Here is a 25,032-nt window from a genome sequence, read left to right as displayed (position 1 = left end):
CTCCCTTTGTTTGCGCGGCTACTCGCGCAAATCTGAGTTGTCGTCGTACACAGCTACAAATCGCTTAAAATCTGGAGTGCTTCCTTGCCGCTTCCCGGCTTATAACCCGATTGCACGTAACGGACGTTCCCTTCATGGTCCAGGACAAATAGGTGCGGGAACCCTCCGCTCCCTAACTGGATGCCGGCGTCCGTGAACCGGCGTAGCGCAATGTGACCCGGATCGCCGGCGAATACCGCGCCTTTCGGCAAGCGGGCAGCGGCTTCAGGGACGACGGGAGCCGGTGAGTCCTCTTCACGCCCAAGGACAAAAATAACCGGGATCCCCAAGACGTCAAACGTTTCCGCGAGCTCTCCTGTTTCACGCAGCAGATGCTTCGACGGCTCCCGTTCCGGCACCAGCCAAGCGATCATCGCGCCGCGTGGCCCTTGGCATAACGCCCCCAGCGTTGTCTCCGTCCCGTCTGCTTGCCATAGCGGCGTTTTGGGATCAGGTGTCCCGTACACCGGGATATGCCGTGATGGAGCTGGAAAGGTCAGCGTAACCTCGGTCTGCTCTTGCTCCACCACCCGGAAGTACGTGAACCGTCCCAGCACGGTACCGTCCTTCAGCCGTACGCCCGATGTGATCCGGTAATCCCCCGGCTCAACATCAAACGCCGTATCGTACACATCGGTTTTGCCGTGCGGGTACAGCAGCGTTTTATAGAACCCATTTTCCAGCCGGGCGATGGTGAAGTTCTCCATATAAGAGGCGTTTGGTGCGTCGGTTCCGCCATTCGCTTCGCGTCGAAGCAGCAATTGGCCGGCGCGGCCCTCGGCTTCCGCCTGTCCTTCTCGTACGCTTCCGATTGCCGCATCCACCCAAGTACCAGCCGCATAATACTGCGGCTTCAGCTCGCTTGGATGCAGCCTTGCCGGAATGCCGAGACTCCGGCATAACGCGACGAACAGAATGTCCAGCGCACCTTGGTCCGCAATCCGCAGCTGGAATGTGCCCAGGGGTCCTGCTTTGCCGCGCAGGTTCCCCGGTCCCTCATGCACTTTCCAGCCTTCATTCAGGAACTCAGCAATCCGGGAAGGATCGGCTTGATAAGATTTGATCTCCGCTTCGGTAAATTGATTCTGAAGCGCCTTCCGGTAAGGGGTGATCATCTCAAACCACACACGCGGGCACATCACGTACGTCACGAACAGCTCCCGGTTGTACGAATCCTTCCATGGCAACGATCCGGTCAAGTGGTCGTCCAGCGTCTCGCGCATCGTATCGGTCAAATCTTTCTCCCGCAAGCTTTCGAGCAGAAGCAGCGGCCATTCGCCATGTTCCGGGACGCGCTCCTCCAGGAAAGCGGCGATTTCCCGGCTGTTGCCGCGGGCAGGCTCAAGCACTTTCCATACCCGGTCTGCCGGCAGCCCAAGCTGGGCAGCAAGTTGCTTGGCATCCTCCTCCGTTAAGAACGTCTCCTCGTAAGCACGGCGCAATGCAGCCCCTTCGGCCACCCGTTCTTCATGCCGCTGTAACTGCTCCGCAGGGAGCGGCTCAGATTCCGGACCCTCCAGCTCCGGCGGAGGCACCATCTCGAAGTCCTCGCTTCCAGCCGGCTGCTCCGCCACCGCTCCGCTTAGCACGATCTCGAACCGGTCGCCATCGGCGATGCGGATCTTCCGCTGCCCCCAAGCCCCGTTCCGCACGGCCCGAACGATCAGATCGCCGTAACCGGTCGTGAACCGGACTTCGCCCCGCTCATCCGTGATCAGCTCGGCCAGCGGGAAGAGCTCGGCATAGTTGTACAGCTGGAACTGCACCTTTGCCCCAGCCGCCGGCGTGCCGTCCGCCTCCCGCACCTCCACGGCGATCGTCCGGGTCGGCGCGTAATTCGCCAGCAGGTTCAGCTCCGCATACGGGCCGCCCTTGACGGTAATCTCCTCCGGCCCGGAATAGGTCGCCGGGACGCGGGTATGCACCAGCATTGCCCGTCGTGCCGGACCGCTGAACCACCCCTGGTCTAGGCGGGCCTCCGGTTCGCAAGCGCCGATATAATGCCACTTGCCGTCAGCCCAAGCCTCGACCCACGCGTGATTATCGTCGCAGTGCGCCCAACGCGGCGTGTAGCACTGCCGCGCCGGAATGCCGATGCTGCGCAGCGCCGCAACCGCCAGCGTGGACTCCTCGCCGCAGCGCCCGCGCGCGTTGCGAATCATACCGATCGGCGACAGCGTGCGCAAGTCGCTGCCGATGTAGGTGGCTTTTTCATGGCACCAGTAATTCGCCTCGAGAATCGCCTCCGCCATCGATAAGCCCGCCGTCCGCGGCCCCAACTCCGCATAAATGACCTCACGGAAATCCTCGAGGTTCTCGGTGTTCACCCTGGCCGGCAGCACAAAATGCAAGAACAGGTAGTCCGGCACCCGGGCGCCCCAAGGTACCTGCTTACGGATGGCAAGCGCCTGACGAACATGGGTCAAGAAAAACGTGCCGTCATAATCGGCCAGATCATTTAGCGGCATATGCACATATAGAAATTTTAAAGCCCACGCCTCTTCGGCAGTTAAAGGGCCGTCAAAAACGTCAAACAATTCCTTCTCCCGGCCCTGTGCCAGCTTTCGGATGTCCGTAAACTTGCGTTCAATCTGCTCCAGCTCCTGTTCACTTAACGAAAACACCGGCGTCTCCACGCTCATCAACGCTCACTCCTTCCACAGTTTTCCGTCTTCCCGGATATAATAGATTCCCTTGCCGTCCGAAGCTGGCGCGGAAATCTCAAATCTTCTTCTCGCGGCCTCGACCGTCGGATGAATGCGTAGCGAATCCCTTTCTTCCGCGCTGACGAGCTCTGTAAGCTCCGCCGTAAATCGGCCATTACGGGCATAATAGTTCCGCTGGCGATAATACAGTCGGCGCAGCTCCCATTTGATATATTCGTCCTGCGGCAGCGGGAAACCGGCGGATCCGCCGCCCGCATCGGCTCCCTCGTCCGCAAAGACTACATAACCCCACAGCTCGGGATAATGCATGTTGATGATTCCTTGCGGGGACCATACCCAGTTGTCCTCGGGATAAGGCTTCCCGGTCTCAGGATTGATTTGCTTGACGTAGCGGCCGTCTTGCACCTCCACACGCCATTCTACCCGGGAAAAATTCACCCGCCAGAACTCGCCCGGCACCGGCGGACGCCCCTCCGGCGCGCATTCGCGCAGCGCGGCCCACGGGAGGGCCACCTCCACGCTCCACCGTCGATTTTTTGCAGTCGGATCGTTTAACTTCCCATCGATATCTACCGCCGTGCGCAACCCATTAATATCCCAGCCATTCACCGGCGGTCCGCCGTCCCGGTATGGCTTGACTAACAGCAAATCCCATACCGTATTCAGCGCGTTGATTTCAAATTCATAATATAGGTGGCTGTCGCCATCTGGATCGATAAAGATTTCAAAGTCGTTGTCATGGAAAATCACCGAATCCCGCTCCGTCAGCGTCGCCCAAATTTCGTCCTCCTCCATTTCGGCCGCCACGTAGAAGTATTCATCATCCCACAGCATTTTCGCCCGCGTCCGTTTGCTTGGCTTGGGCCGCACATCGCCTTCGATATCCACGAAGTCGTCGGTCCATGCCGCGGCATCCCAGAACGGCTTGTCGATCCGCCCGTCCAGGACAAGCGGCCCGGCGGCCCGCTTGCAGACATAGGTTTTGGGCGCATATTCGATTGAAGGTTCAGGCACCTCGCTGTAATTCACCGTTGTTCTCTCTCCCTTCCTGACTTAAGTAAAGACTGCCTAGCGGATGCGCAGCACGATCGCGATCGGCGTCTCCCCTTGCCGCGCGGCGTCGGGCAGGCGCACCGCCACCCCGCCTTCGGAAGACGGTCGGAAGTCCAAGGCTTCGGCGCCGCCGACCAGGTCGATCCGGATGATGCCGGAAGCGGATAGCGGCAGAAGCACTTCCTCCGGAATTGCCTCGGTGTCCTCTTGCACCAGCATCAAGGCGTATCTTGTCTCTCCCTTGCGGGTGAAGTAAATGTTCCCGGAAGCATACGGCTCGCAGATCCGTGTCCCGTAGATCGCTTCCCCGTACACCTTCAGCCACTCGCCTAACCCTTTCATCCGCTCCAACGCCGGCTTGGGCAGCCTCCCGTCCGGCTGCGGCCCGACGTTTAACGCAAGATTGCCGCCTTTGGCGACGATTTCGACGAGCAGATGCACCAGTTCGCGGACGGACTTATAGCTGTCGTTATAGCTGAACGAGAACGAATGCCCCATGGTGATGCAGCTCTCCCAAGGGACGGTGAGCGGCCGCTCCGGCACAGTTTGCTCGGGGGTGATCAGGTTCTCGTACGGCCCGCCGACCGTCCGGTCCGCGGTCAACAACCAAGGTTGGATTTGCCGCGCCTTCTCCACCACTTCGCCGAGACGAATGTCCTGACCGCGGCGGGCATTCACCCACCCGGCGTCCAGCCACAGCATATCGATGCGGCCATACCGCGTCATCAGCTCCATGATTTGCGCATGGGTAAACTGAACAAACTGCTCCCACAGCCAAGGGTACTGCTTCGGATCGTACGAAGGTCCGCGCCACATTCTGCGGCCCCGTTCCATGCCCGGCGCCCAGTAATACGGCGTATGCCAGTCCGCTTTGGAGAAATAGGCGGAGATCGCCAATCCTTCGGCGCGGAACGCATCGAACAGCACCCGGCAAATATCCGCATAACGGTGCATATGGAACGGACAATCCGGCCCGGTGATCCGGTAGTTGGTGGTATGGGTATCCCACATACAAAATCCGTCATGATGCTTGGTCGTAAACGTTAAATACTTGAACCCGCCATCAGCTGCAGCTTTCGCCCATAATTCGGGCTGAAAGCGGATCGGATGAAACGTACGATTCAAATCAAAATATTCCTGCTTAAACTGTTCCATGTCATCGATCCAGTCAATGTCGTTCCGGGACCAGTCCCCGTCCTCATCGCTCAGCGCCCAGGACTCCACCAGGCCAAGCTGGGAGTATGGCCCCCAGTGCATCATCAGGCCCAGCTTCTGATCCTGGAACCATTCCAGCCGCTCGAGGATGAACGGATCTTCCGGTTTCACCCAGTTCCGTTCACTGCTGTAATTGTGCACGCCTTGCTCCACTGCCGGTTCAGCTGCAAAAGGCGCCTCGGAGGGCGCCTTCTGCGGCTCGGCCGACGGCTCCTGATACGCGATTTCCTTCTCGCTCATGGATGCCTCCTTATCTCGGTCCGATAGATTTATTTGTTCGTATTAGCTACCTTAGCTGCCTTGATTCCAACGGTCATAAGCGGCTTGGTATACTTCGGCAATGCGATCGCTGCCCATTTTCTTCAGCTGGCTGACATATTTATCCCAGTTATCAAGCGATTCCTGGCCGGTAACGAACTTCGCTTCCATTTGCGTCACATACGTATTCAGGTCAGACAGCAACGCAGACACCTCGGATTGCTCATCGGTCGTCAGGAAGGCGTTCGGGAACGGCGGTTTGCCGATCGGAGCCAGCTTCTCTTGGGTTTGCTGTTCAATCCATTCGTCAAATTCTGTCTTCAAGCCGTTCGTCAATTCGCTCAGGTTGACCCCCGGCGTCAAAATACCGTAGTTTGGTGTAATCGTTCCGCGATACTCCTCACGGTCTTTGCCATCCGGCACCGGCAGCCATTCCTTCACTTTGTTCTCTTTGTCCTTGTACTGCCACAACAGTCCTTCCGGACCTTGCGTCCACAAGGTTGCACCTTCATAGCTGTATTGATAATCGATCCAACGCATCGTCGCTGCCGGATTCGGGTTGCTCTTCGTAATGGCGAAGGTCCCGTTGGCCGACATGCCCGGATGCTTGCCGTAAACCGGCGTACCGGCAATTTCACTCGCCACCGGCGTCATCAGCGGATGCTCATCACTTGGTTCCCCGCCGAGCGTGAAATAGGGATGATAATCGCTGAACAAGGCGATTTGGTTATTTTTCCCTTTTGCCTTCTTCTGGTCATCGGTTTGCGAGAACGTCTCGTGATCCAGCAACTCTTCCTTCCACAGGCGGTTCATAAAGGTCAAATACCCTTTATAACCTTCTTCTTGCGGCGCATAATGCACTTTGCCGTCCTTATCGGCATAGATGGTCGTGTCATACATCCCCCAGAACCCGAAGAAGAACATCCGCAGATCGTCCAGCTTCACGGACGAGAGCGGGATTTCGTCGGCTTTGCCGTTCCCGTTCGGATCCTCTTCCTTCACCCGTTTCAGATAGGTGTAGAGCTCTTCCGTGGTCTTTGGCTCTTCGGCGTTTAACGCCTTCAAGAACTTGCCGTTATACCACATCGGACCGCGATACCATACCGCTGCGGTATCGATGAACGGCAGGGCATAAATATGCCCATCCGTCGTCGTGATGTTCTTACGAATATCTGGGTTCTCGTCGAGGATCTTCTTCAAGTTAGGAGCGTAGTTGTCAATCAGATCCTCCAGAGGAATCAGAATCCCTTGGCTGCCATAGGTGACTTGCTCAGCAGGGGTAATGTCCGCTGCGTACAGTGCATCTGGCAGGTCACCGCTGGCGAACACCAGGTTTTTCTTCGTACTGAAGCTATCGATAGGAGCCGTTTGGAACTCCACTTTGATCCCCGACAGCTTCTCCATCTCTTGGACTACGGGCATCGTGCTCCAATCAGCCATCCCGGCATCGGGCGCAAACATCGTCAGCGTAAGCGGCTCATCGACGATGGGGAATCCCTCTTTCTTAACGCCCTTCACTTCACCAGCTTGTTCGGAATTGGATGCGTTCGTTCCCGAATTCGCCCCATTTCCCGAATTACTTGCCGTGTTGCCCGAATTGCCGGACGAACCGCAGGCTGCCAGCAACGAGGCCAGCAGGAGCAAGCTTAAGGCTAATGCTCCCCGTCTTTTCAGCTTCTGCATGAATGAATCCTCCTTTTGAATATTTTGAATGTATGGCAAGATCATCCCTTAACGGAACCGATCATGACACCTTGCACGAAATAACGTTGCAGGAAAGGATACACCACAATGACCGGCAGCGTCGCTACAATAATCACCGCATATTTGACCAGCGCGGCCACTTCCGCCCGGTTATTTAAGGCAGTTGCGGTAGCGGCGTCGATCGAACCGGTTTGCGCCGACATCTCCTGCAGGACAAGAATTTGCCGTAGCACAAGCTGCAGCGGATATTTCGCATCGTCATTCAGATAAATCATGGCTGAAAAGTAGCTGTTCCAGTGACCTACCCCGAAGAACAGAGCCATTACCGCGATAATCGAAGTCGACAAGGGCAGCACAATTTGGAAAAATAGCCGAAAGTTGCTGCAGCCATCGATTTCTGCGGCCTCCTGGAGCTCCTTTGGGATGTTGGACTGAAAAAACGTCCGGCAAACGATAAGATTCCAAACGGAGGTGGCCCCCGGCAGGATCAAAGCCCACATCGTGTTGACCATGCCCAAATCCTTAATGAGCAAATAGGTCGGGACCAAACCACCGCTGAAGAACATCGTTACCATAAAGATCCCCATAAACAGGTTCCGCCCAACAAAGTCTTTGCGGCTAAGCGCATAGGCGGCCGGGATGGTCACCGCCAGATTCACCAGCGTCCCTACAACGGTATAGAGAATGGTGTTCCCGTAGCCGGTCCAGATTTGCGGATCCCGGAACACCCGTTCATACCCTTCGAAGGTAAGGCCCATCGGCCATAACCACATTTCCCCGGAAGAGACGTATTTCGGGGTACTGACAGAGGCGCTAATGATGTAAATAATCGGATATGCGACGATGACCAGCGCCAGAAACAAAAACGCATAGTTGCATGCTAGAAAAATGCGATCCCGCCGAGTTTCCTTAATTGCCGATACCACATGCCCCACTCCTTTCTTCTACCATAGGCTGTTTTCACTGACGCGCCGAACGATCTGATTGACGGTGACAAGCAATATCGCGTTAACAACCGAGTTGAACAAGCCAACCGCCGTGGAGAAGCTATACTGCGCATCCAGCAAGCCTGACCGGTAGACGAACGTCGAGATGACGTCGGAGGATTCCATGTTCAGCGGGTTTTGCAGCAGCAGGATCTTCTCGAACCCAACGCCCAGCAGACTGCCCATATTCAGAATCATCAGGATGGTAATCGTGGGCAGAATCGCCGGAATATTGATGTACCGAATCCGCTGCATACGCGAGGCCCCATCCAAAATAGCCGCTTCATGAAGACCCGGATCAACCCCGGTTAATGCGGCCAAATAAATGATCGTGCCCCATCCGGTTCCTTGCCATACGTCAGACAGCACATACACCGTTTTGAACCAGCGAGGATCGGACAAGAAGTCAGGAGCCTTGATGCCAAACGCTTCAATCAAGTTCACGATCATCCCTGTTGAAGGCGTCAGGAACGTAATGATCATCCCCGCCATTACGACCATCGAAATAAAGTGCGGTGCATAGGTTACGGTCTGAACCGTACGTTTAAAGAAGCCGTCCTTCACCTCGTTGAAAGCCAAGGCCAGGATAATCGGGAGCGGGAACCCTACGGCCAGCCCGTATAAGCTGATCCCCAGCGTGTTCCATAGCAGATCCCAGAAATAATAAGAATTAAAGAAACGAACAAAGTGATCGAAGCCAACCCATGGACTGCCCAAAATTCCGTTCACGGGAATAAAGTTTTTAAAAGCGATTTGAATCCCGTACATCGGCACGTAGCTAAAGATCAAAATACTTAATAATGCAGGTGCGATAAAAATGTACAATTGCCAATTCCGGAGGATTTTTGTCCTAAGTTTACTTTTGGTAGCGATTGGGGTTATAGGCCTGGTGTCGATCGCGGTTGGTGCGCTTTTCTGCATCGGCGACTCCTCCTTTTTTTCTGAAGTGTAATGGGGCCGCCAGGCCTTCGTAAATATGTCATTTTGCTTCGAGATAACAAAACGCCGTGGCAATTTTAACAAATTGATTGATTTTCATATCTTTTCATGTAAATAAACTTAACACTTAGTTGTCCTGAACAAATGGAGGAAATGTGTATTTTTTTACGGTTCATGCCGCGATCTAAGCCGAATAAAGCCAGAGAACAAGCGCTGGCAAGCAAAAATAACATGTTTTTACCACCCGCTTCCGCTACTTTCCTCCCTTGCGTTATCCGGCAAACTCCTTTACATTTTATATAAAAAAATAAAATAGAGCGGGCGAGGGGGCAGACGTAACGTGAAGCTGAATTACTTTAAGTCTAAGCTTTTTCAAAAATACACCTGGTCTTACTTGTTCATGCTACTGGTTCCACTTGCATTGTTATCGGTCTTCATCTATAACAGCGCGGTCCGCAATCTCCGCTCCGAAATTGAACAATCCCATTTGAACCAGTTAACGCAGGCCAAGACGATCGTGGACAGCCATGTTAAGCAGCTCAGCGATATCGCTTCGCGGGTTGCTTATGACGATCAACTGGCCCGTTATCGCGTGCATGATCCGTATTACAGCTTAGAGGCGATCAATGCGCTCAAAAATTACAAGGCGACCAGCCCGATCATCGGGGAAATGTTCCTTTACTTCCATGGCGATGAGAGGATTTATTCCACCGCCGGGATGACAAGTCTGGACGTGTTTCACGAACGTTATCATTTTCTGAACTGGGAAGGCTCTACACTGGTTGAGGAACTGAATTCCGTCAAGTTTCCTGTCATTCACTCCACCGAGATGCTGAACCAGAACGGAACGATACAGCATTCGGTCTTGGCTTATCTCGTTCCGATTACACCTAACAACCCGAACCCGCACGGGACATTAATGTACTTGATCCCAAAATCGGAATTAACCCGACTGATCGATACAATTCTTGGCAACTATGAAGGATCTTCTTATATTTTCGATAACCACGGTCGTGTCATGGCTTCCAAGAACAATCAAGAACAATCGCTTCAGGGATCGGACTTACAACAATTGGTTGCGCTTTCAACAGGAATCCACAGCATCGAGATAGGCGGGGTATCGCATTCCGTGGTTTCGGTCAAGTCAGAGACCAACGGCTGGGAATACGTCACCTTGATGCCCAGCTCGCAGTTCCTTGACAGCGTGATGCATCTGCGCAGCCTAATGATTCTGCTGCTGGCTGTGCTGACCGTCGTCGGAACCTTGGCGGCTCTGATCTTGGCGCGGCGTCAGCTTCATCCGATTCTTGACCTCGTCAAGTTTGCCGATTCCAAATCGAAGCCCGGCGTACTGGCTGCCAAACCGCACAAAACCGGCAACGAGCTGGACCGCATCCGTACGGCGCTGCAGGAATACAGCTCGCGCGCCGATCTGCAGGAGCCGTATGCACGCAATCATTTTCTATTGATGTTGCTGAAATACGGAAACGCCCGCAGCCTGATGCCAGAGCTGTTAAGCTCGCTGGAGATCAACCTGAACAAAGCGCATTATTTCGCCATGGTAATCGGCCGGGATGAAGCGGCGAAGAGCCGGCTGAACACCCACGATTGGCAGGCGATGATCGGGCGGCTGGCCGCGGCGGAAATTCCTGAATATGGCGCGTGCCTTTACAGCGTGGAGCTGCCTAAACCCGGACAAATCGCTCTGATCGTTGGCTTTGACAAGGTCGACTCCTGGTCCGGACCCGACCAGTTCCGCCGGATCGTCCACCGCATCCACGACAATCTGCTGGAGCAGTTCCGGATCGACCCGGTTATCGGTGTAGGTACTTATTACAGCGATCCTGATCAACTGAACCAATCGTTTATTGAGGCTTGCTCGGCGTTTGAATCGCGGATGTTTACCGGGCATGGCAGCATCACCTTCTTCGAGAAGCTGTCCCATGCGCCGGGAGAAACGTCCTGGGTGCCTAAGAACGAGTTGCTGAAGCTGTCCCAAAGCTTAAAGCAAGGCAGCTACGAAGTGGCCGCCCAAACGATCGGCGAATCGATGAAGGTGTTGCAAAATCCGGAGCTATCCGTCGAGATGAAGCGCTGCATTAGCTTTGACATCTTGAATACAATTCTGCGAACGGGAATGGAGATGGATATTCGCGATTGGACCTACGAAATCCCAAGTTCCGATGCGTTTAATTCCCTGCAGGAGCTGGAGCGCCATTTCCTTGGCCTTGCTTCGCGGATCTGCGAGTTGGCGCTGCATAACGAACGCAAGGAAGAGCATTCCCTGATGGACCGAATTATCGCCTACATCGACAGCAATTATATGGATCACTCGTTAAGTCTGGAAGCAATCTCCTGCAAATATTCGATTTCGGTGTCCCATTTCAGCCGCTCCTTCAAAGATCAGATGGGAATCAATTTCGTTCAATACATCTGGCAAAAACGGATGATGGCGGTGATGAACGATCTGACGTCCACCAACGATCCACTGAAGGACATTATTCAGCGGGTCGGCTACCTCGACACGCCTAACTTCATCCGTAAGTTTAAGAAGGAAACCGGATTAACTCCGGGCCAGTACCGCAAACTGTACTCCCAGGTGGAATCCAGCAATCCACCGATTTCGGACTCGGCCGATGTCGGATAAGACGGTGGTTCCAGAATGAGAAGAAGGCTGCCTAAGCTTGAGTGCTTAGGCAGCCTTTTAGAATTGATGCTTTGGTTTATTTTCCACAGCATTTCTTGTACTTCAAACCGCTTCCGCAAGGGCAAGGTTCGTTGCGGCCGATCTTGTTCGACCGGGCTTGCTTAACGATATGCCCGCGAATGGAAGGTCTCGCTTGCGAGCTTCCGGAATTGTCCTGCATCCGGCGCAGCTCGTCCAACGTGTGTCCGGCATTGGACCACATCCGGGTGTGATCGTATACGTCGCCAATGAGGGCTACCGCTTGCTGTGCCTGCTTCTGCGACGAGAAGTTCAGGTCCCGACGTTCGAATTCGTAGAGCAGATCCTGCAAGGAAGCTTCCATCGAGCAGCCGAGTTGAATGTCGTCTACTAAATACTCCGCGCTTTCCGCATCCAAATGAAACTCCTTCGTCACAAACTCCCGCAACGCCGTCAGTTGCGGAGTCATCTCAAAGTAGTCTTGATCCGCATATTTAAGCAGTTCCTGCGCCTCCGGCACGTAGTAAGGTTTCCCTTGCACTTTGCCCTTGAGCTCGTCAAATTCTTTGTCTTCCATGTCCAAGGAGGCGATATAGCCCTGACGAAGCTCAAAATACTGATCCGTCCGGAGTAAAAATTGGTTCAGCTGTTGCAGCAAGTCCTCTTCTGTGATGGATGCATGGCTGTTCTGCGCGTTATAGATTTCCGTAAGCTTCGCTGGCGCGATGATTCCATACAGATTAATCGCGGCCATCAAGTAATTGTAGAGCCGGTGGCTTCGTTCCAGCGCTTGCCGGAAAGCCGGTTGATCCAGCTTCCGGAAGGCTGCCTTCACTTCGTCCGGAATCACCAGGTGCAACTGGTTATCAGTGAAAAAAGTAAACAGCAAGCCGCGATCCAGGAAATAATAGTAGTATCCGAAAGGTGTCGCGTTGCTTGGTTGATAGGAACCGTAAAGCAGCGAGGCGAACAGCTCCCATTCCTTCGGTCTGCTATTTCGTAAAGCAACCTCCAGCGATTCGGGATTCTCAATGCTTGCTTGAACGGCGGCGGCCAGCTCCTCCTTCTTCATCTTGGAGCGGCCAGGGATGCTATAAACGGCGGCTAACGCCGCCAGCCTGGTCTTGGTCAGGCTGGGCAAGATGTCCGACAGCCGATGCATCACCTCGCCAATCATCGCATGCTTAATATTGTTCTCCTCTAGCAGTTGGTTCGTCTGATCAGTCATGTAAAACTACTCCTTCTTCATTTCATTCAAACGGATATTTCAGCCCCCATTGCCCGCGAATCTGATCCATCAAGCGCAGGATAGCCAGCGATTCATCGAGCGAAATGTCGCTGCTTTCGGTCAACCCGGCATTCAGGGCCAGACCGACGGCTTCCGCCTCATAGGCGTAACCTTTAAAGGTCCGATCATCGGTCACGGTCTCAGGCTCTTCCCCATCGACATACAACGTGGCCGTGGTCGCGTTAAGGAACCCGGGAATGTATATCTTGCCGTTCGTTCCATGAATATAAGCATCGTTGCCGATCGCCAACCGCACGGCGCCGTTTAAGGAAGCGACAGCCCCATTTTCATAGGTCAACAATACGGAGAAGTGCTCATCGACCCCGGTTTCCCCGATATGCGCTGTACTTTGGATGCTTTGCGGGTGCGGCCCCAGCACCATCGACGCAAACGAAACCGGGTAGATGCCGGCGTCCAGCAGCGCCCCGCCGCCAAGCTCGGGGTTGAGCAGCCTCCCGGCCGGATCCCAGCCGGCGCGGAAGCCAAAGTCCGCTTTCACCATGCGCACTTCGCCGATCCGTCCGGCCGCCAGCCATTCCCGCACCCGGCGGATGACTGGCAGGAACCGCGTCCACATCGCTTCCATCAGGAACAGCTTGTGTTCGCGGGCATAGGCTACCAGTTCCTCCAATTCGGCGGCATTGACCGTAAACGGCTTCTCGCATAAGACAGCCTTTCCCGCACGCAGTGCCATCATCACATTTTCCTTATGGTAAGGATGCGGTGTAGCTACATAGACGGCATCGACTTCCGGGTCGGCGACCAGTTCCTCATAGCTTCCATACGCTTTAGGAATCCCAAATTTCTCAGCAAACGCCTTGGCCTTCTCCAGATTTCTCGAACCGATGGCATAGGCTTCGCCGTTGCTCGCATGCGCCAAATCCCCCGCAAACGATTCGGCAATTCCCCCAGCCGCTAAAATTCCCCACTTGATCGTCGCCTCTCCCATTCGTTCCTTCCTCCTTTGCTCGATTCATCTTCCATTCATTATAACTGCTAACCCGCCGATGGGGAAACGGAACGAATTGGAGCGTCCGATATGCTATAATCAATAGACGCGGGAAGGACAAGCCCCCGCAATTTCGCCATTTGAGAGGTTGGGCTGCATGCTGACATTTGAGCAGAAACTGGAAATCTTCAAATCATTCCCTGAGCTGGAACAAAGAAACGTATCGCTGGGCCGGGTAAATTTCCACTATGAAGGCAGCGTTTATGATAAAAAGACCGTCGTCTACCACCTGCACCCCAACGGGAACGGGTTTGTTTACGCCGGGCTGCTGGACGGTTATGAGACCGATGCCAAAGGATTCGTGAATATTCGGGACATGGCGGAGCCCGAGCTGCGCCGCCTGGTCAAGGCGTCAATTACCGCTTTGTCCGTCCGGAAGGACGAAGACAGCGTTTCACCCTCTGTGAACTCCGGATCGAAAGACGCTTCCCTGCAGAACACCTCAACCGGGGGTGTGTGGGCAAATGCCAAAGGCGAGAAGCTGACGCTCAAATACGAGGATGATTTGTGGTATATCTACTCCGGATTAAGCCTGGAGATGGCCTTCGAAACCCGCGAGGAAGCCGGAGAGTATTTGGCGGAGGAAGGCTTTTCCCCATTTAAAGGATAATAACTGAAACTCGAGCGACCGACCATGCCTTACGGGGCATGGTTTTTTGTTGATTTCAAAAAAAGTTTGAATTCGTTCAATAAATTGTTTGATTTTTGACACAAAATGTTCAATAATTAAGTCAGACACAATTTGTTCACATTTGTAAGTCCAGTGAAACGTAAAGGAGCGAGTCCTCATGTGGCAACCGGAGAAATTGAAAGGCAACGCTTTTCTATGGATTGTTGGGCTGGGTGTTTTTTACGCAGTGTTCTACACGGTATTTACCCTACTCTCGATTCACGGTTAATGGGTAGCGTTTTTTGTAACCGCTGCCATGGGCTTGGGCGATCTGCCTGATCCCGCGTATGATCAATGTCAAACATCTACCGCCGAGCCGGTGAGGTCTTCCTCCTGCGCGAAGCGGTGTTTTTGTTTTTGCCGGGAAGGGATAGCAAGGTATAATACGTTACGTGGCCGCGATCGGCCCTAGGAACAACTGAAGCTAAGGAGTTATCAACTTGAAAAATCTGCTCGTCACCGGTTACCGCGCCCATGAGCTCGGTATTTACAACCAGAAGCACCCAGGCATTCCCTATATCCGTCAAGCGATCACCCATCGCCTCATCCCCTTGTTGGAAGAAGGGTTAGAATGGGTCATTACCCCCGGCCAATACGGCGTGGATCTGTGGGCTTGCGAAGCTGTGTTTGAGTTGAGGAAGCGGTACCCCCAGCTGAAATGCTCGATCATCACCGCCTACAGCCGTCAAGAAGAGAAATGGAGCGATGAGAAAAAAGACTACTATTCGCAAATTCTTCGCCAGGTCGACCATTATGCTGCAGCGAGCAAAGATCCTTACCTCGGCCCTTGGCAGTTTGCGGGCCGGGACGAGCTGCTATTCCGGAAGACCGATGGTATTCTGCTCGTCTATGACGAGGAGTCGGGCGAGGCAAGCCCGAAATATTTTAAGGAACGTGCCTTAAAGAAGCAAGCCCAGGACGGTTACGTCTACATCAACATCGGTTCCGAAGAAATTCAAGCAATCGCTAGCGAAGAACAGGAGCGGGCTTACGTTGACAGCGACATCCGCCCGGATGAATATGGCCCGGCTTAAGCGAATTTCTTCCCGGGTGTTAACGCAGTAATCCCCCATTTCCCCGCTGCCTCTCTCTCCCCGCTCTCACGGGCCAATCCCCCTTCAGTCACCTTCCGCCCGCCTCCGGACTACACTAATAGCGTAAATCGCTTTCAGTGCAGCATGACGTTTGCATAGCAAAGGAGGTATTCCCATGGGCGAAAGGCAGCTCCCTACCGTTGCTTATTTCAGCATGGAGTACGGTCTTCATTCCGATTTTAAAATGTATGCGGGAGGACTTGGCGTCCTCGCCGGTGATTTTATCAAAGGGGCCAAAGATATCGGCGCTCCGCTCGTCGGAGTTGGCATCAAGTGGAAGCAAGGATATACCGATCAGCGGATCGGCGAGGATGGACGGCCCTACGATATGTTTACCGATCACGAATACGAGTTTCTTGAGGACACCGGTATCACCGTCACGGTGACGATCAAAAATACCGAGGTTCCTTGCAAAGTATGGAAAACCGAACAGTTTGGCAATAATCCACTTTATTTGCTTGATACCGACCTCCCGGGCAGCGAGAACGGCTGGATTACCGCTCGCTTATACGGCGGCGGCTTCGGCGAGGAGCGGATCGCCCAGGAAATCGTGCTGGGCATCGGGGGCGTAAAGGCGCTGCGCGCGCTGAACATCCCGGTAGAGGTGTACCATTTCAACGAGGGGCATGCCGCCCTGGCCGCCACGGAGCTGATCCGCGAAAAAATGCAGGCCGGGCTGACCTTCGAATCCGCTTGGCGGAATACCCGCGAAACGGTCGTGTTCACGACCCATACGCCGGTCAAGGAAGGCAACGAAGCCCATGGGCTGGATTTGCTGGAGGCGATGTCCGCCTTTAACGGGTTAAGCCGCGATCAGATGGAGCGGATTGGCGGCAACCCGTTTAACATGACCGTCGCCGGTCTGCGGCTGGCGCGCCGCGCCAACGCCGTGGCTGCGCTGCATGCGGAGACCGCAAACCGCATGTGGAAGGACGTGGCCGGGCGCGCGGAGATCATCGGGATCACCAACGCGATCCACCTGCCGACGTGGGCCGACCCGCGGATGCTCCGCGCTTATGACGAGGGCGGCGATGTATGGGCCGTCCATATGGAGTTGAAGCGCGAGCTGATCGGGTTGATCCGCGAGCGGTCGGGAGTGGAGCTGAATCCGGAGCGGCTGCTGATCGGGTTCTCGCGCCGGGCTGCGCCGTATAAGCGCAGCGACCTGATCTTTTCCCGTCCGGACCTAATCGCACCTTACCTTGAATCCGGACGGATCCAGCTTGTGTTCTCCGGTAAAGCCCATCCGAATGACGAAACTGGCAAGCGGATCGTCAGCAACCTGGTCGCGATGATGAAGCGATATCCTGGCAGCGTCGTGTTTCTGGAAAACTACGACATGACGATCGGCGCCAAGCTGACCCGCGGCGCGGACGTTTGGCTGAACAACCCGCGCCGGCCGCTGGAAGCGAGCGGCACCTCGGGGATGAAAGCCGCCGTCAACGGCGTGCTGAACTGCTCGATCCTCGACGGCTGGTGGCCGGAGGCCTGCCTGGACGGCGAGAACGGCTGGCAGATCGGCGACGGCTTCGAGTCGGCCGACCCGGACGAGCTGGACCGGCATGACAGCGCAGCGCTCTACGACACGCTGCTCAACCGGGTCGTGCCGGCCTACTACGAGGATCGCCCCCGCTGGGTGCAGATGATGCAGCGCAGCATCGAAACCACCCGCGAGGCATTCTCAACCAAGCGGATGCTGGAGGAGTATTACCGGAAGCTGTATATGCGGTGAGAGCGGTGGATGCGGCGAAAGCAGTGGTGAACGTGACAATAGCGGTGGATGCGACGGATGGTGAGCTTGGCGAGAGCGGTGGTGGATGAGGTGTGATTGTGAATGCGGCGGATAAAGCTGCAACGCAGTGTGAGGGGTTGCACTTGCACCGTTTTTTGGTGTGGATGTGACTTCCCCTCTTACACCGTTGTTTATCTCCTCCAAACCGTTATTTACTGGTATGGATGCGGCTCCCCTCCTCGCATCGTTATTTTATCGTTATTTATTTGGTGTCGATGCAGCTCAACTTCCCCTTCGAACCGTTGTTTATTGGTATGGGTGCGCCCACACTCACCTTCCACACAATGTAGTTCGTCTCCACTTCCCTTCCGCACCAAATGTATGCGAAAAATCGAATACATTTCAGCGTTTTCTGCGGTTTTAAGGGAATGTATATGAAATTTCATATATATTTGCCCAGTTTCGAGAGAATTGATCGAAATCTATATGAAAAACCGAATATATTCCAATTTTTTCGTCGTTGGCACCCTTTTGTATATGAAAAATCGAATACATTTCCGATATTACCTAAAGAAGCGATTCCCAATATACATAAAAGGAGAAACCAACTTGATGAACAAAACGAGCATATTCTATCGCGCCTTTGCGAAACGCCTGCTGCTTCTAGGGCTCGCCCTGGTCTGCCTCATCTCCGGCGGCATCAGTTGGGCCTCTGCCCCCGCTCCCGCCTCCGCCGCAGGCACGGCGACGGCGGCGCCTGCCAAAAACGTCGTCCTGCTGGACGCTTCCAGCGGACATGCCTTTGTGCCCAGCCGGGCCTTAAACGGACTGAACGGTATCCAGGTTCAGTGGGATGCAGCCCGGCAGCAGTTGACGATCGCGCAGGGCGAAGCCACGTCCGCGATCCTGAAGGTCGGCTCCGCCAAGGCCGAGGTTAACGGCGAGCCGACCACCCTAGCCGACGCGCCGTTCACCCAGGCCGGCGCGACCTACGTGCCGCTGCAATTCGTCAGCGCCACGTTCAATTTGCCGGCGGAATGGGACAAAACCGCCGGCTCAGTTACCCTGGGTCAAGGCGATGCCCGCTTGACCCTGCCGTATACAAGCCGCAGCGCGCTCACCAGCGCCGGCGCCTCAAAAGCGATCGTCAGCGCGCGCAAGACGTTTAAAGTGGGCGGACGTTCCTTCTCCACGCAGATGGTCACCATCTCGTTGATGGATCCCAAAGTCCGCCTGAAGGTGGCGCTCGCTGGCGACGCGGTCGGCAAGGTCGAGGAACTGAGCAGCCTCGCCAAGCGCCATAAGGCTGTCGTTGCCATCAACGGCACGTTCTTCAACGCTTATACAGATAACGCCTACAAAGCTCCTTACGGCTATATAGTCAGCGGCGGCGAGTTGAAGATGAAAGCTTCCGGCGACAAGCGCACCATCTTCACCTATGACTCCAACCTGCTGGCGCGGTTGATCCCCGGCGATGACTTCAACGATGCCTTTAACGCAGGCACGATGGAGGGAGCGCTTCAAGCCGGGCCGCGCCTTGTGGTCAATGGCAAAGTAGCCGTTGACGTCAAAGCGGAGGGCTTCAAGGACCCGAAAATGCTCACCGGCGGCGGTGCCCGCAGCGCCTTGGGCCTCACGCGCGACCATAAGCTGATCCTGCTGACCACCGGCGGCGCCACGATTCCGCAGCTCGCGGAAATCATGAAGCAAGCCGGCGCGTACCAAGCGATGAACCTCGACGGCGGCGCCTCCAGCGGCCTGTATTATAACGGGAAATACCTGACCCAACCGGGCCGCAAAATCAGCAATGCGCTGATCGTCACCTACCAATAAGCAAGAAAGTCAACAGCAACGAAGCGACCAACCAACGTAAGACCATCAACAATCAAAACGGCACTTCCAAGGAGTTCACCCCGCAGGGACAAGCTCCAAAGAAGTGCCGTCTTTTTACATCACCCTCTTATCTCAACCCTTTACGCCGATTCGAAATGTCGAGCCAAACCGCAAAGACGAGGATCGAGCCCTTCACCACGTATTGCCAGAACGACTCCAGCCCCATCAACGACATCCCATTGTCGAGCGAGGTCATGACGAGCGCTCCAATTAAGGCGCCCAGCACCGTACCCGCACCGCCCATCAGCGATGTCCCGCCGATGACGCAAGCCGCGATCGCGTCCATTTCCGCCATGTTCCCGGCGGTGATCGTCGCCGAAGCGAGGCGCGACGTCAAGACAATCGACGCGATGGACGCCAGCAACCCGCTGAGCAGGAAGACGATCATCGTCTTGCGGCGGATATTGATGCCGGACAGCCGGGCCGCTTCCAGGTTGCCGCCGATCGCATAAATGTGCCGGCCGAAGGTTGTTTTGGTGGACAGGAAGTAGAAAATGGCCGCCAGCGCGATAACGAAGATGATCGGGAACGGAATGCCCTTGTAGGCATTCATCACGAGCACGAAAGCGACGACCAGCAGGGAGAGCGCGGCCATCTTGATCACGTCCACTGCAAATGGCGCCACCTCAAAGCCGTATTTCTGCCGGGAACGACGTTTGCGCAGCGTGCTCCACACAATCAGGCCAATGGCCAATATCCCAAGGATGATGCCGAATCCCGAGGCAAAATACGCGTTACCCAGCAGCGCCAGCACTTTATCGGAGACCGGGATCGTCATCGATTTGGTCACGCCCATCAGCGTGCCGCGAAAGACCATCATGCCCCCCAGCGTGACGATAAAGGCGGGGATCATTTTGTAGGCGACCAACCAGCCCTGCAGCAAGCCTAAGATCGCGCCAGCTGCCAGCGTAGCGAGGATCACCACAATCGCCGGCAGCCCCAGCCAGTTGCTGAAAATCGCGGCAAGCCCGCCGGTCAACCCCACGATGGAACCCACCGACAAGTCAATATGCCCGGCGACGATCACCAAGACCATCCCAATCGCCAAAATCGACGTCACCGACATTTGCGTAAACAGGTTGGATAAGTTCCGCGCCGTCAAAAAAGTCGGGTCCAGCAGGCCAAACAGCACCCAGATCAACACCAGTGCGCCCACCATCGTGTAGGCCCGCACGTCCATTTTGCCGAACAGGCTGCCCCAAAGCGTCGGCTTTAAGGCGGCCCCATCCGTTTGTTTACCTAGTTCCTTTTGAAGCTCCATGTTTATTTCCCTCCCGTAGCGGCTTGCATGATATTTTCTTGGGTCGCTTCGCGCCAGTCGAACTCCCGGACAAATTTGCCTTCGCTCATCACCAGAATTCGGTCACTCATCCCGAGCACCTCTGGAAGCTCCGAAGAGATCATGATGATGGCCACGCCCTGGTCGACCAGCTGATTCATAAGATGATAAATCTCGTATTTCGCCCCGACATCAATGCCGCGGGTTGGTTCGTCCATGATGAGAATTTTCGGGTCAGACATCAGCCATTTGCCGATAACAACCTTCTGCTGGTTCCCGCCGGACAATGTGCCGACAGGGGTTTCCAACGACGCGGTTTTCGTCTTTAAATCCTGCACATATTTCAGACCCCAGCGGATTTCCTCATTATCGTTAATCACGCTTAACTTCGAGACCTTAGCCAACGTCGCCAGCGTTGTATTCGTCTTGACGTCCATCCCCATGACGAGCCCTTGACGCTTGCGATCCTCGCTGACGAGGGCGAGTCCGGCGCGGATGGCGTCGGAGACGGAGCGAATCCGCACTGGTTTGCCTTCTACGAAGATCTCCCCCGTCGCCTTACCGCCGTATGCGCCAAACAGGCTGCTGACCAGCTCGGTCCGGCCGGCCCCCATCAACCCCGCGATGCCGAGGATTTCCCCTTTGCGCACCCGGAAGCTGACATCCTTAATCACCCTCTGATTCCGCTTCTCCGGATGCCACACGTTATAGTTCCGAACCTCCAGCACAGTATCCGATGGGCGATGCTCCACCCGTGGGTACCGTTCCGTCAGCTCCCGTCCGACCATCATCGACACGACCTGGTCATCATTCGTTTCCTTGCGATCCAGCGTCGCTATCGTGCGACCGTCGCGAAGCACCGTAATCGAGTCGGCCAGAGCAAACACCTCCGGCATCTTGTGCGAAATATAAACGCAAGACACCCCTTCGCTGCGCAGCTGATTCAAGATGTCCATCAGGATCGCCACTTCACTTTCCGTTAAAGCGGCCGTAGGTTCATCCAGAATCAAAATCTGCGTATGCTTGGACAACGCCTTGGCGATCTCCACCAGCTGCTGCTGGCCGATGCCGAGACTGCCGATTTTCGTATCCGGAGAAATATTCAGCCCAACCCGCTTCAGCCACTGCGCCGCGTTATGATACAGCTCATCCCACTGGATCACGCCGCGTTTGGTTGGTTCCGCCCCAAGGAAAATATTCTCGCCCACCGTCATCTCCTTCACGAGCGCCAGCTCCTGGTGAATGATGGCGATGCCGGCTTTTTCTGCATCGGCAATGTTGTGGAACTGCTTCTTCTCGCCGCCGATGACGATGTCCCCGCTGTAGGTGCCGGCTGGGTACAAGCCGCTCAGCACCTTCATCAGCGTTGATTTACCCGCTCCGTTCTCGCCGCAGAGCGCGTGGATTTCCCCTTTACGCACTTGGAAGTTCACGCGGTCAAGGGCTTTCACGCCGGGAAACTCCTTGCTGATATTCACCATTTCCAATACATACATAGGCTTAGCTCTCCTTCATTCGCCTAAGGATCGGCGAAAAGCGCGAAACCAAGGAGGCGCCGAACGCTCCCTGGTTTTCGCCGCTTCCGCCCTTACCGATGTCCGGTTCGCATTACTTCGGCCATTGATCCTTTGGTACGTTTTTGTACACGTCCTCCAGCTTGTGGAACCCGTCTTCAATCACGACGTTCAGGCTATCCTTGTTGAGCGGAATTGGATCCAGCAGCACGGAAGGCACGTCAATTTTGCCGTTGTTGACGGTTTTGTCCGCTTTTACTTCCTCGCCTTTGGCGGCCGCAACTGCCATTTCCGCAGCGGTGATGGCAATCGATTTAATCGGTTTGTAGACGGTCATCAGCTGCGTACCTTCGGCGATCCGTTGGACTGCGGCCAAGTCCGCGTCCTGCCCGGATACCGGGATTTTGCCGGCCATACCTTGTGCGTTTAACGCTTGGATTACCCCGCCGGCCGTGCCGTCATTTGCAGCGACCACGCCCTGAATGTCATTGTTATTGGCGGTCAGCGCATTCTCCATATTCTTCAGTGCTTCTTCCGGCTTCCAGTCCTTGGAGAACTGGTCATATACGATCTTGATGTCGCCTTTCTGCTCCAGCGGCTTCAGCACGTTCATCGCGCCTTCCTTGAACATGTGCGCGTTGTTATCGGTGTCCGCACCGCCGATGTAAACGATGTTGCCCTTTGGTGCCGCTTCAATTACAGCGCGGGCTTGAAGTTCGCCGACCCGAACGTTATCGAAGGAGATGTAATAGTCAACGTCCGAGTTTCTGATCAAACGGTCATACGCGATGACCTTGATGCCTTCTTTGTGCGCTTTTTCCACGATGGGTGCGGTTGCTTCGGCGTTGTGTGCGATGACCACCAACACGTCAACGCCTTGCGAAATCAGTTGCTCCGCCTGGCTCAACTGCGTTGCGTCGTCACCGTTCGCCGCAAGCACCTTCACTTCGCCCCCGAGCTCTTCGACTTTGGCGGTGAATAAATCCCGGTCCTTCTGCCACCGTTCTTCCTTCAGGGTGTCCATCGACATGCCGATGACGATTTTCCCGTCGTCCTTGCCTCCAGCCGCGCTCTCTGCATTGTTCTTTGTGTTCCCGCTGTTGGCGCTGCCGTCCGAAACAACCCCGCAGCCTGCCAGGGTGGAAGCTAACAAAATGGCTGCCAAGCTTAACCGTACAAAATGACTATGTTTTTTCACTACGCCTACGCCCCTTCTTTTAAATAATCGTTTGATGATTCCGCTTACAAAAATATCGTAGCATCGCTCCTCGCGCTTCGGTTCGGTCAAAGCCTGCACTTGTTTGCGCTTGTTCTGCATTCCTTTGCCATCGGATGTAAATGCTTTCAAACCGAACGCTTTCACTGGATTTTTTTGTGCAATCACAACAAAAAAGTCCTTGTCTGGGACAAGGACTCACCTAAGCTAACCGAACGGACGGACTTATTCGATTTCGATTTGCTGGCGATATTCACTGGGGGTGATGCCAACGGATTTCTTAAATACCCGGCTAAAATAATTCGGGTCTTTGTAGCCCACCTCATAACAGATTTCCTTCAGGCTTAACGAGCGCCCGGCGATCAGCCGCTTCGCCTCCTCAATCCGCAGTCGGGTGAGATAATCGCTAAAATTCTCTCCGGTCTGCAGCTTAAACAATTTGCTGAAGTAGTAAGGACTGAGATTCACGTATTCCGCCGTCTGCTCCATCGAAATCTCTTCTTTGAACCGCTGGTTGACGAATAGGAGCGCCCGCTGAAGCACATGTGAACGGCTGCGTTCCTTCCGTTCCCGCAGGCCGTCGATCCAGCCGCCAAGCCGGTGCAGCGCGCGCTCGCGCAGCGATGCCGTATCCTCGCAGGCGCTCAGATCCTCGATTAACTCGGGACCGTCCCCCGCCTCCACGCCGCGGCTCAAATAGAGGAGCAACCCAATTACATCCCCGCGCAGACGCGGAAAATAATCCGACCGCCCCCCTTTCAGGCGTTCGAACAGCAGGTCAAAGCGCTCGGCTGCTTCGGGTTTGTCCTGCCGCAGCAGTGCATCCAGCAGCTTCTTCTCCTCATCCAGCGGAATCGCGGGGCCGCCCGAGCTTTCGGCGATATCGTCATAATGTCGGACGCAGACGATGTCCTGCTCCTCCGCACAGACGCGAACCGCTTCGCGGTACGAGCGGCTTAGCCCGTCCCAGCCCTCGCGGACCCCGCCGATCCCGACGGACAACGGCAGCCCAAACCGCTCCTCCACCTGGCTGCGCAGCCGCTCGCCCCATTCCAACGCCATCACCCGCTGCTCATACCCCGGCCGTCCCGGCGGCAACGGGATAAACAAAGCGATCTGATGGCCCACCACCGGGCTGACAATGCAGGACAAGCCCGGCTTCGCCCATTGCTTGACCGCATCGTAAATCTCCTTCTTGACCACCTGGAAGCTGGCCCATTCCTTGGGGGTGTGCTTCACAAATGACAATACCATCGCGTAGCCTTTCCTCCACTTGAGGTTCAGCATTCGGGCCAGTTGGTCGGCCTCGACCTCCTGCGCATACTCCAGCATTAACATCAGCGACAGTTCGTTCTCCGCCAGCGGCAGCAGGTGGGAGAGCTTCTCCTGCAGGGAGAGCTGCTCGTCGCGGGCCCGCTTCGCCTCTTCGGTCTCAGCGATTAGATGCTTCAGTACGTCTACGATCTCTTCCCGCCGAGCCGGCTTCAGCAAATATTCCCGTACGCCTAGCGCCAGCCCCTCCTTCGCATAGGCAAAATAATCATGGGCCGTGATAATAACCACCCGTGCCCCCGGCTGACGGGCCATAATCTCCCGCACCGCTTCTAAGCCCTGTATCCCCGGCATTTTGATATCCATAAAAATAAAATCCGGCCTTTCCTCCTCCGCCAGCTGGATCGCCCGCCTCCCATTCTCCGCATGAACAAAACGGAACGTATCCGGCATCGCGTGGCTGATCATCATTTCCAGACCTTCCCGTTCCAATGCTTCATCGTCCGCAATCAGCAAAGTGTACAATTCGGATTCCCCCTT

Annotated in this window: 17 protein-coding genes; 5 read left to right on the top strand and 12 right to left on the bottom strand. The window is 55.2% G+C overall.

Annotation, left to right across the window (positions count from 1 at the left end; translation table 11 throughout):
- Positions 1-53 precede the first annotated feature (53 nt).
- Genes U9M73_RS00420 through U9M73_RS00395 form a run of 6 tightly spaced genes read right to left on the bottom strand, consistent with a single transcriptional unit; the run spans position 54 to position 8,842 of the window.
- Entirely contained in the window at positions 54-2,681 is a 2,628-nt protein-coding gene (locus tag U9M73_RS00420; RefSeq protein WP_323075857.1) for a transglutaminase domain-containing protein, read from the bottom strand.
- Positions 2,682-2,687: 6 nt separating this feature from the next.
- A complete protein-coding gene (locus U9M73_RS00415; protein ID WP_323075856.1) occupies positions 2,688-3,734 on the bottom strand; it encodes a carbohydrate-binding family 9-like protein in 1,047 nt (348 codons plus the stop codon).
- Positions 3,735-3,773: 39 nt separating this feature from the next.
- Positions 3,774-5,213 (bottom strand): alpha-L-fucosidase, encoded by a 1,440-nt coding sequence (locus U9M73_RS00410; RefSeq protein WP_260069768.1) that lies wholly within the window; start codon positions 5,211-5,213, stop codon positions 3,774-3,776.
- 51 nt (positions 5,214-5,264) lie between these two features.
- Positions 5,265-6,914 (bottom strand): extracellular solute-binding protein, encoded by a 1,650-nt coding sequence (locus U9M73_RS00405; protein WP_009224652.1) that lies wholly within the window; start codon positions 6,912-6,914, stop codon positions 5,265-5,267.
- Between the two features lie 41 nt (positions 6,915-6,955).
- The gene (locus U9M73_RS00400) at positions 6,956-7,861 is read right to left on the bottom strand and encodes a carbohydrate ABC transporter permease (protein WP_009224651.1); all 906 of its coding nucleotides are present in this window, start codon (positions 7,859-7,861) and stop codon (positions 6,956-6,958) included.
- Positions 7,862-7,879: 18 nt separating this feature from the next.
- Positions 7,880-8,842: an ABC transporter permease gene (locus U9M73_RS00395; RefSeq protein WP_009224650.1), complete on the bottom strand. Its 963-nt coding sequence runs from the start codon at positions 8,840-8,842 to the stop codon at positions 7,880-7,882.
- A 358-nt stretch (positions 8,843-9,200) separates the two neighbouring features.
- Here U9M73_RS00395 and U9M73_RS00390 point away from each other — a divergent pair, with 358 nt between their 5' ends.
- Entirely contained in the window at positions 9,201-11,507 is a 2,307-nt protein-coding gene (locus U9M73_RS00390; protein WP_009224649.1) for a helix-turn-helix domain-containing protein, read from the top strand.
- A gap of 76 nt (positions 11,508-11,583) precedes the next feature.
- Here U9M73_RS00390 and U9M73_RS00385 read toward each other — a convergent pair whose 3' ends face one another.
- Positions 11,584-12,753, bottom strand: coding sequence for an SEC-C metal-binding domain-containing protein (locus U9M73_RS00385; RefSeq protein ID WP_323075852.1), 1,170 nt, complete (start codon positions 12,751-12,753; stop codon positions 11,584-11,586).
- 22 nt (positions 12,754-12,775) lie between these two features.
- Complete coding sequence (locus U9M73_RS00380; RefSeq protein ID WP_323075851.1) at positions 12,776-13,762, bottom strand: Gfo/Idh/MocA family protein; 987 nt, start codon at positions 13,760-13,762, stop codon at positions 12,776-12,778.
- A gap of 157 nt (positions 13,763-13,919) precedes the next feature.
- Here U9M73_RS00380 and U9M73_RS00375 point away from each other — a divergent pair, with 157 nt between their 5' ends.
- From U9M73_RS00375 to U9M73_RS00360, 4 genes are all read left to right on the top strand, one after another.
- Positions 13,920-14,432 (top strand): hypothetical protein, encoded by a 513-nt coding sequence (locus tag U9M73_RS00375; protein ID WP_009224646.1) that lies wholly within the window; start codon positions 13,920-13,922, stop codon positions 14,430-14,432.
- Positions 14,433-14,932: 500 nt separating this feature from the next.
- The gene (locus tag U9M73_RS00370) at positions 14,933-15,526 is read left to right on the top strand and encodes an SLOG family protein (protein ID WP_009224645.1); all 594 of its coding nucleotides are present in this window, start codon (positions 14,933-14,935) and stop codon (positions 15,524-15,526) included.
- A 175-nt stretch (positions 15,527-15,701) separates the two neighbouring features.
- On the top strand, positions 15,702-17,318 hold the full coding sequence (glgP, locus tag U9M73_RS00365) for an alpha-glucan family phosphorylase (RefSeq protein WP_009224644.1): 1,617 nt from the start codon (positions 15,702-15,704) through the stop codon (positions 17,316-17,318).
- A gap of 612 nt (positions 17,319-17,930) precedes the next feature.
- The gene (locus U9M73_RS00360) at positions 17,931-19,151 is read left to right on the top strand and encodes a phosphodiester glycosidase family protein (RefSeq protein WP_323079033.1); all 1,221 of its coding nucleotides are present in this window, start codon (positions 17,931-17,933) and stop codon (positions 19,149-19,151) included.
- Positions 19,152-19,278: 127 nt separating this feature from the next.
- Here U9M73_RS00360 and U9M73_RS00355 read toward each other — a convergent pair whose 3' ends face one another.
- The 4 genes from U9M73_RS00355 to U9M73_RS00340 all read right to left on the bottom strand — a co-directional run bounded on the left by U9M73_RS00355 (position 19,279) and on the right by U9M73_RS00340 (position 25,017).
- Positions 19,279-20,472 (bottom strand): sugar ABC transporter permease, encoded by a 1,194-nt coding sequence (locus U9M73_RS00355; protein ID WP_009224642.1) that lies wholly within the window; start codon positions 20,470-20,472, stop codon positions 19,279-19,281.
- Positions 20,473-20,474: 2 nt separating this feature from the next.
- Positions 20,475-21,986 (bottom strand): xylose ABC transporter ATP-binding protein, encoded by a 1,512-nt coding sequence (locus tag U9M73_RS00350; protein WP_323075850.1) that lies wholly within the window; start codon positions 21,984-21,986, stop codon positions 20,475-20,477.
- Between the two features lie 112 nt (positions 21,987-22,098).
- On the bottom strand, positions 22,099-23,388 hold the full coding sequence (gene xylF, locus U9M73_RS00345) for a D-xylose ABC transporter substrate-binding protein (RefSeq protein WP_323075848.1): 1,290 nt from the start codon (positions 23,386-23,388) through the stop codon (positions 22,099-22,101).
- Between the two features lie 57 nt (positions 23,389-23,445).
- The gene (locus U9M73_RS00340) at positions 23,446-25,017 is read right to left on the bottom strand and encodes a helix-turn-helix domain-containing protein (RefSeq protein WP_323075847.1); all 1,572 of its coding nucleotides are present in this window, start codon (positions 25,015-25,017) and stop codon (positions 23,446-23,448) included.
- Positions 25,018-25,032: the final 15 nt, after the last annotated feature.

The organism is Paenibacillus phoenicis (assembly GCF_034718895.1).
In the GTDB taxonomy this organism is placed as follows: Bacteria; Bacillota; Bacilli; order Paenibacillales; family Paenibacillaceae; genus Fontibacillus; species Fontibacillus phoenicis.
This window is presented reverse-complemented; position numbering and strand designations above follow the sequence as displayed.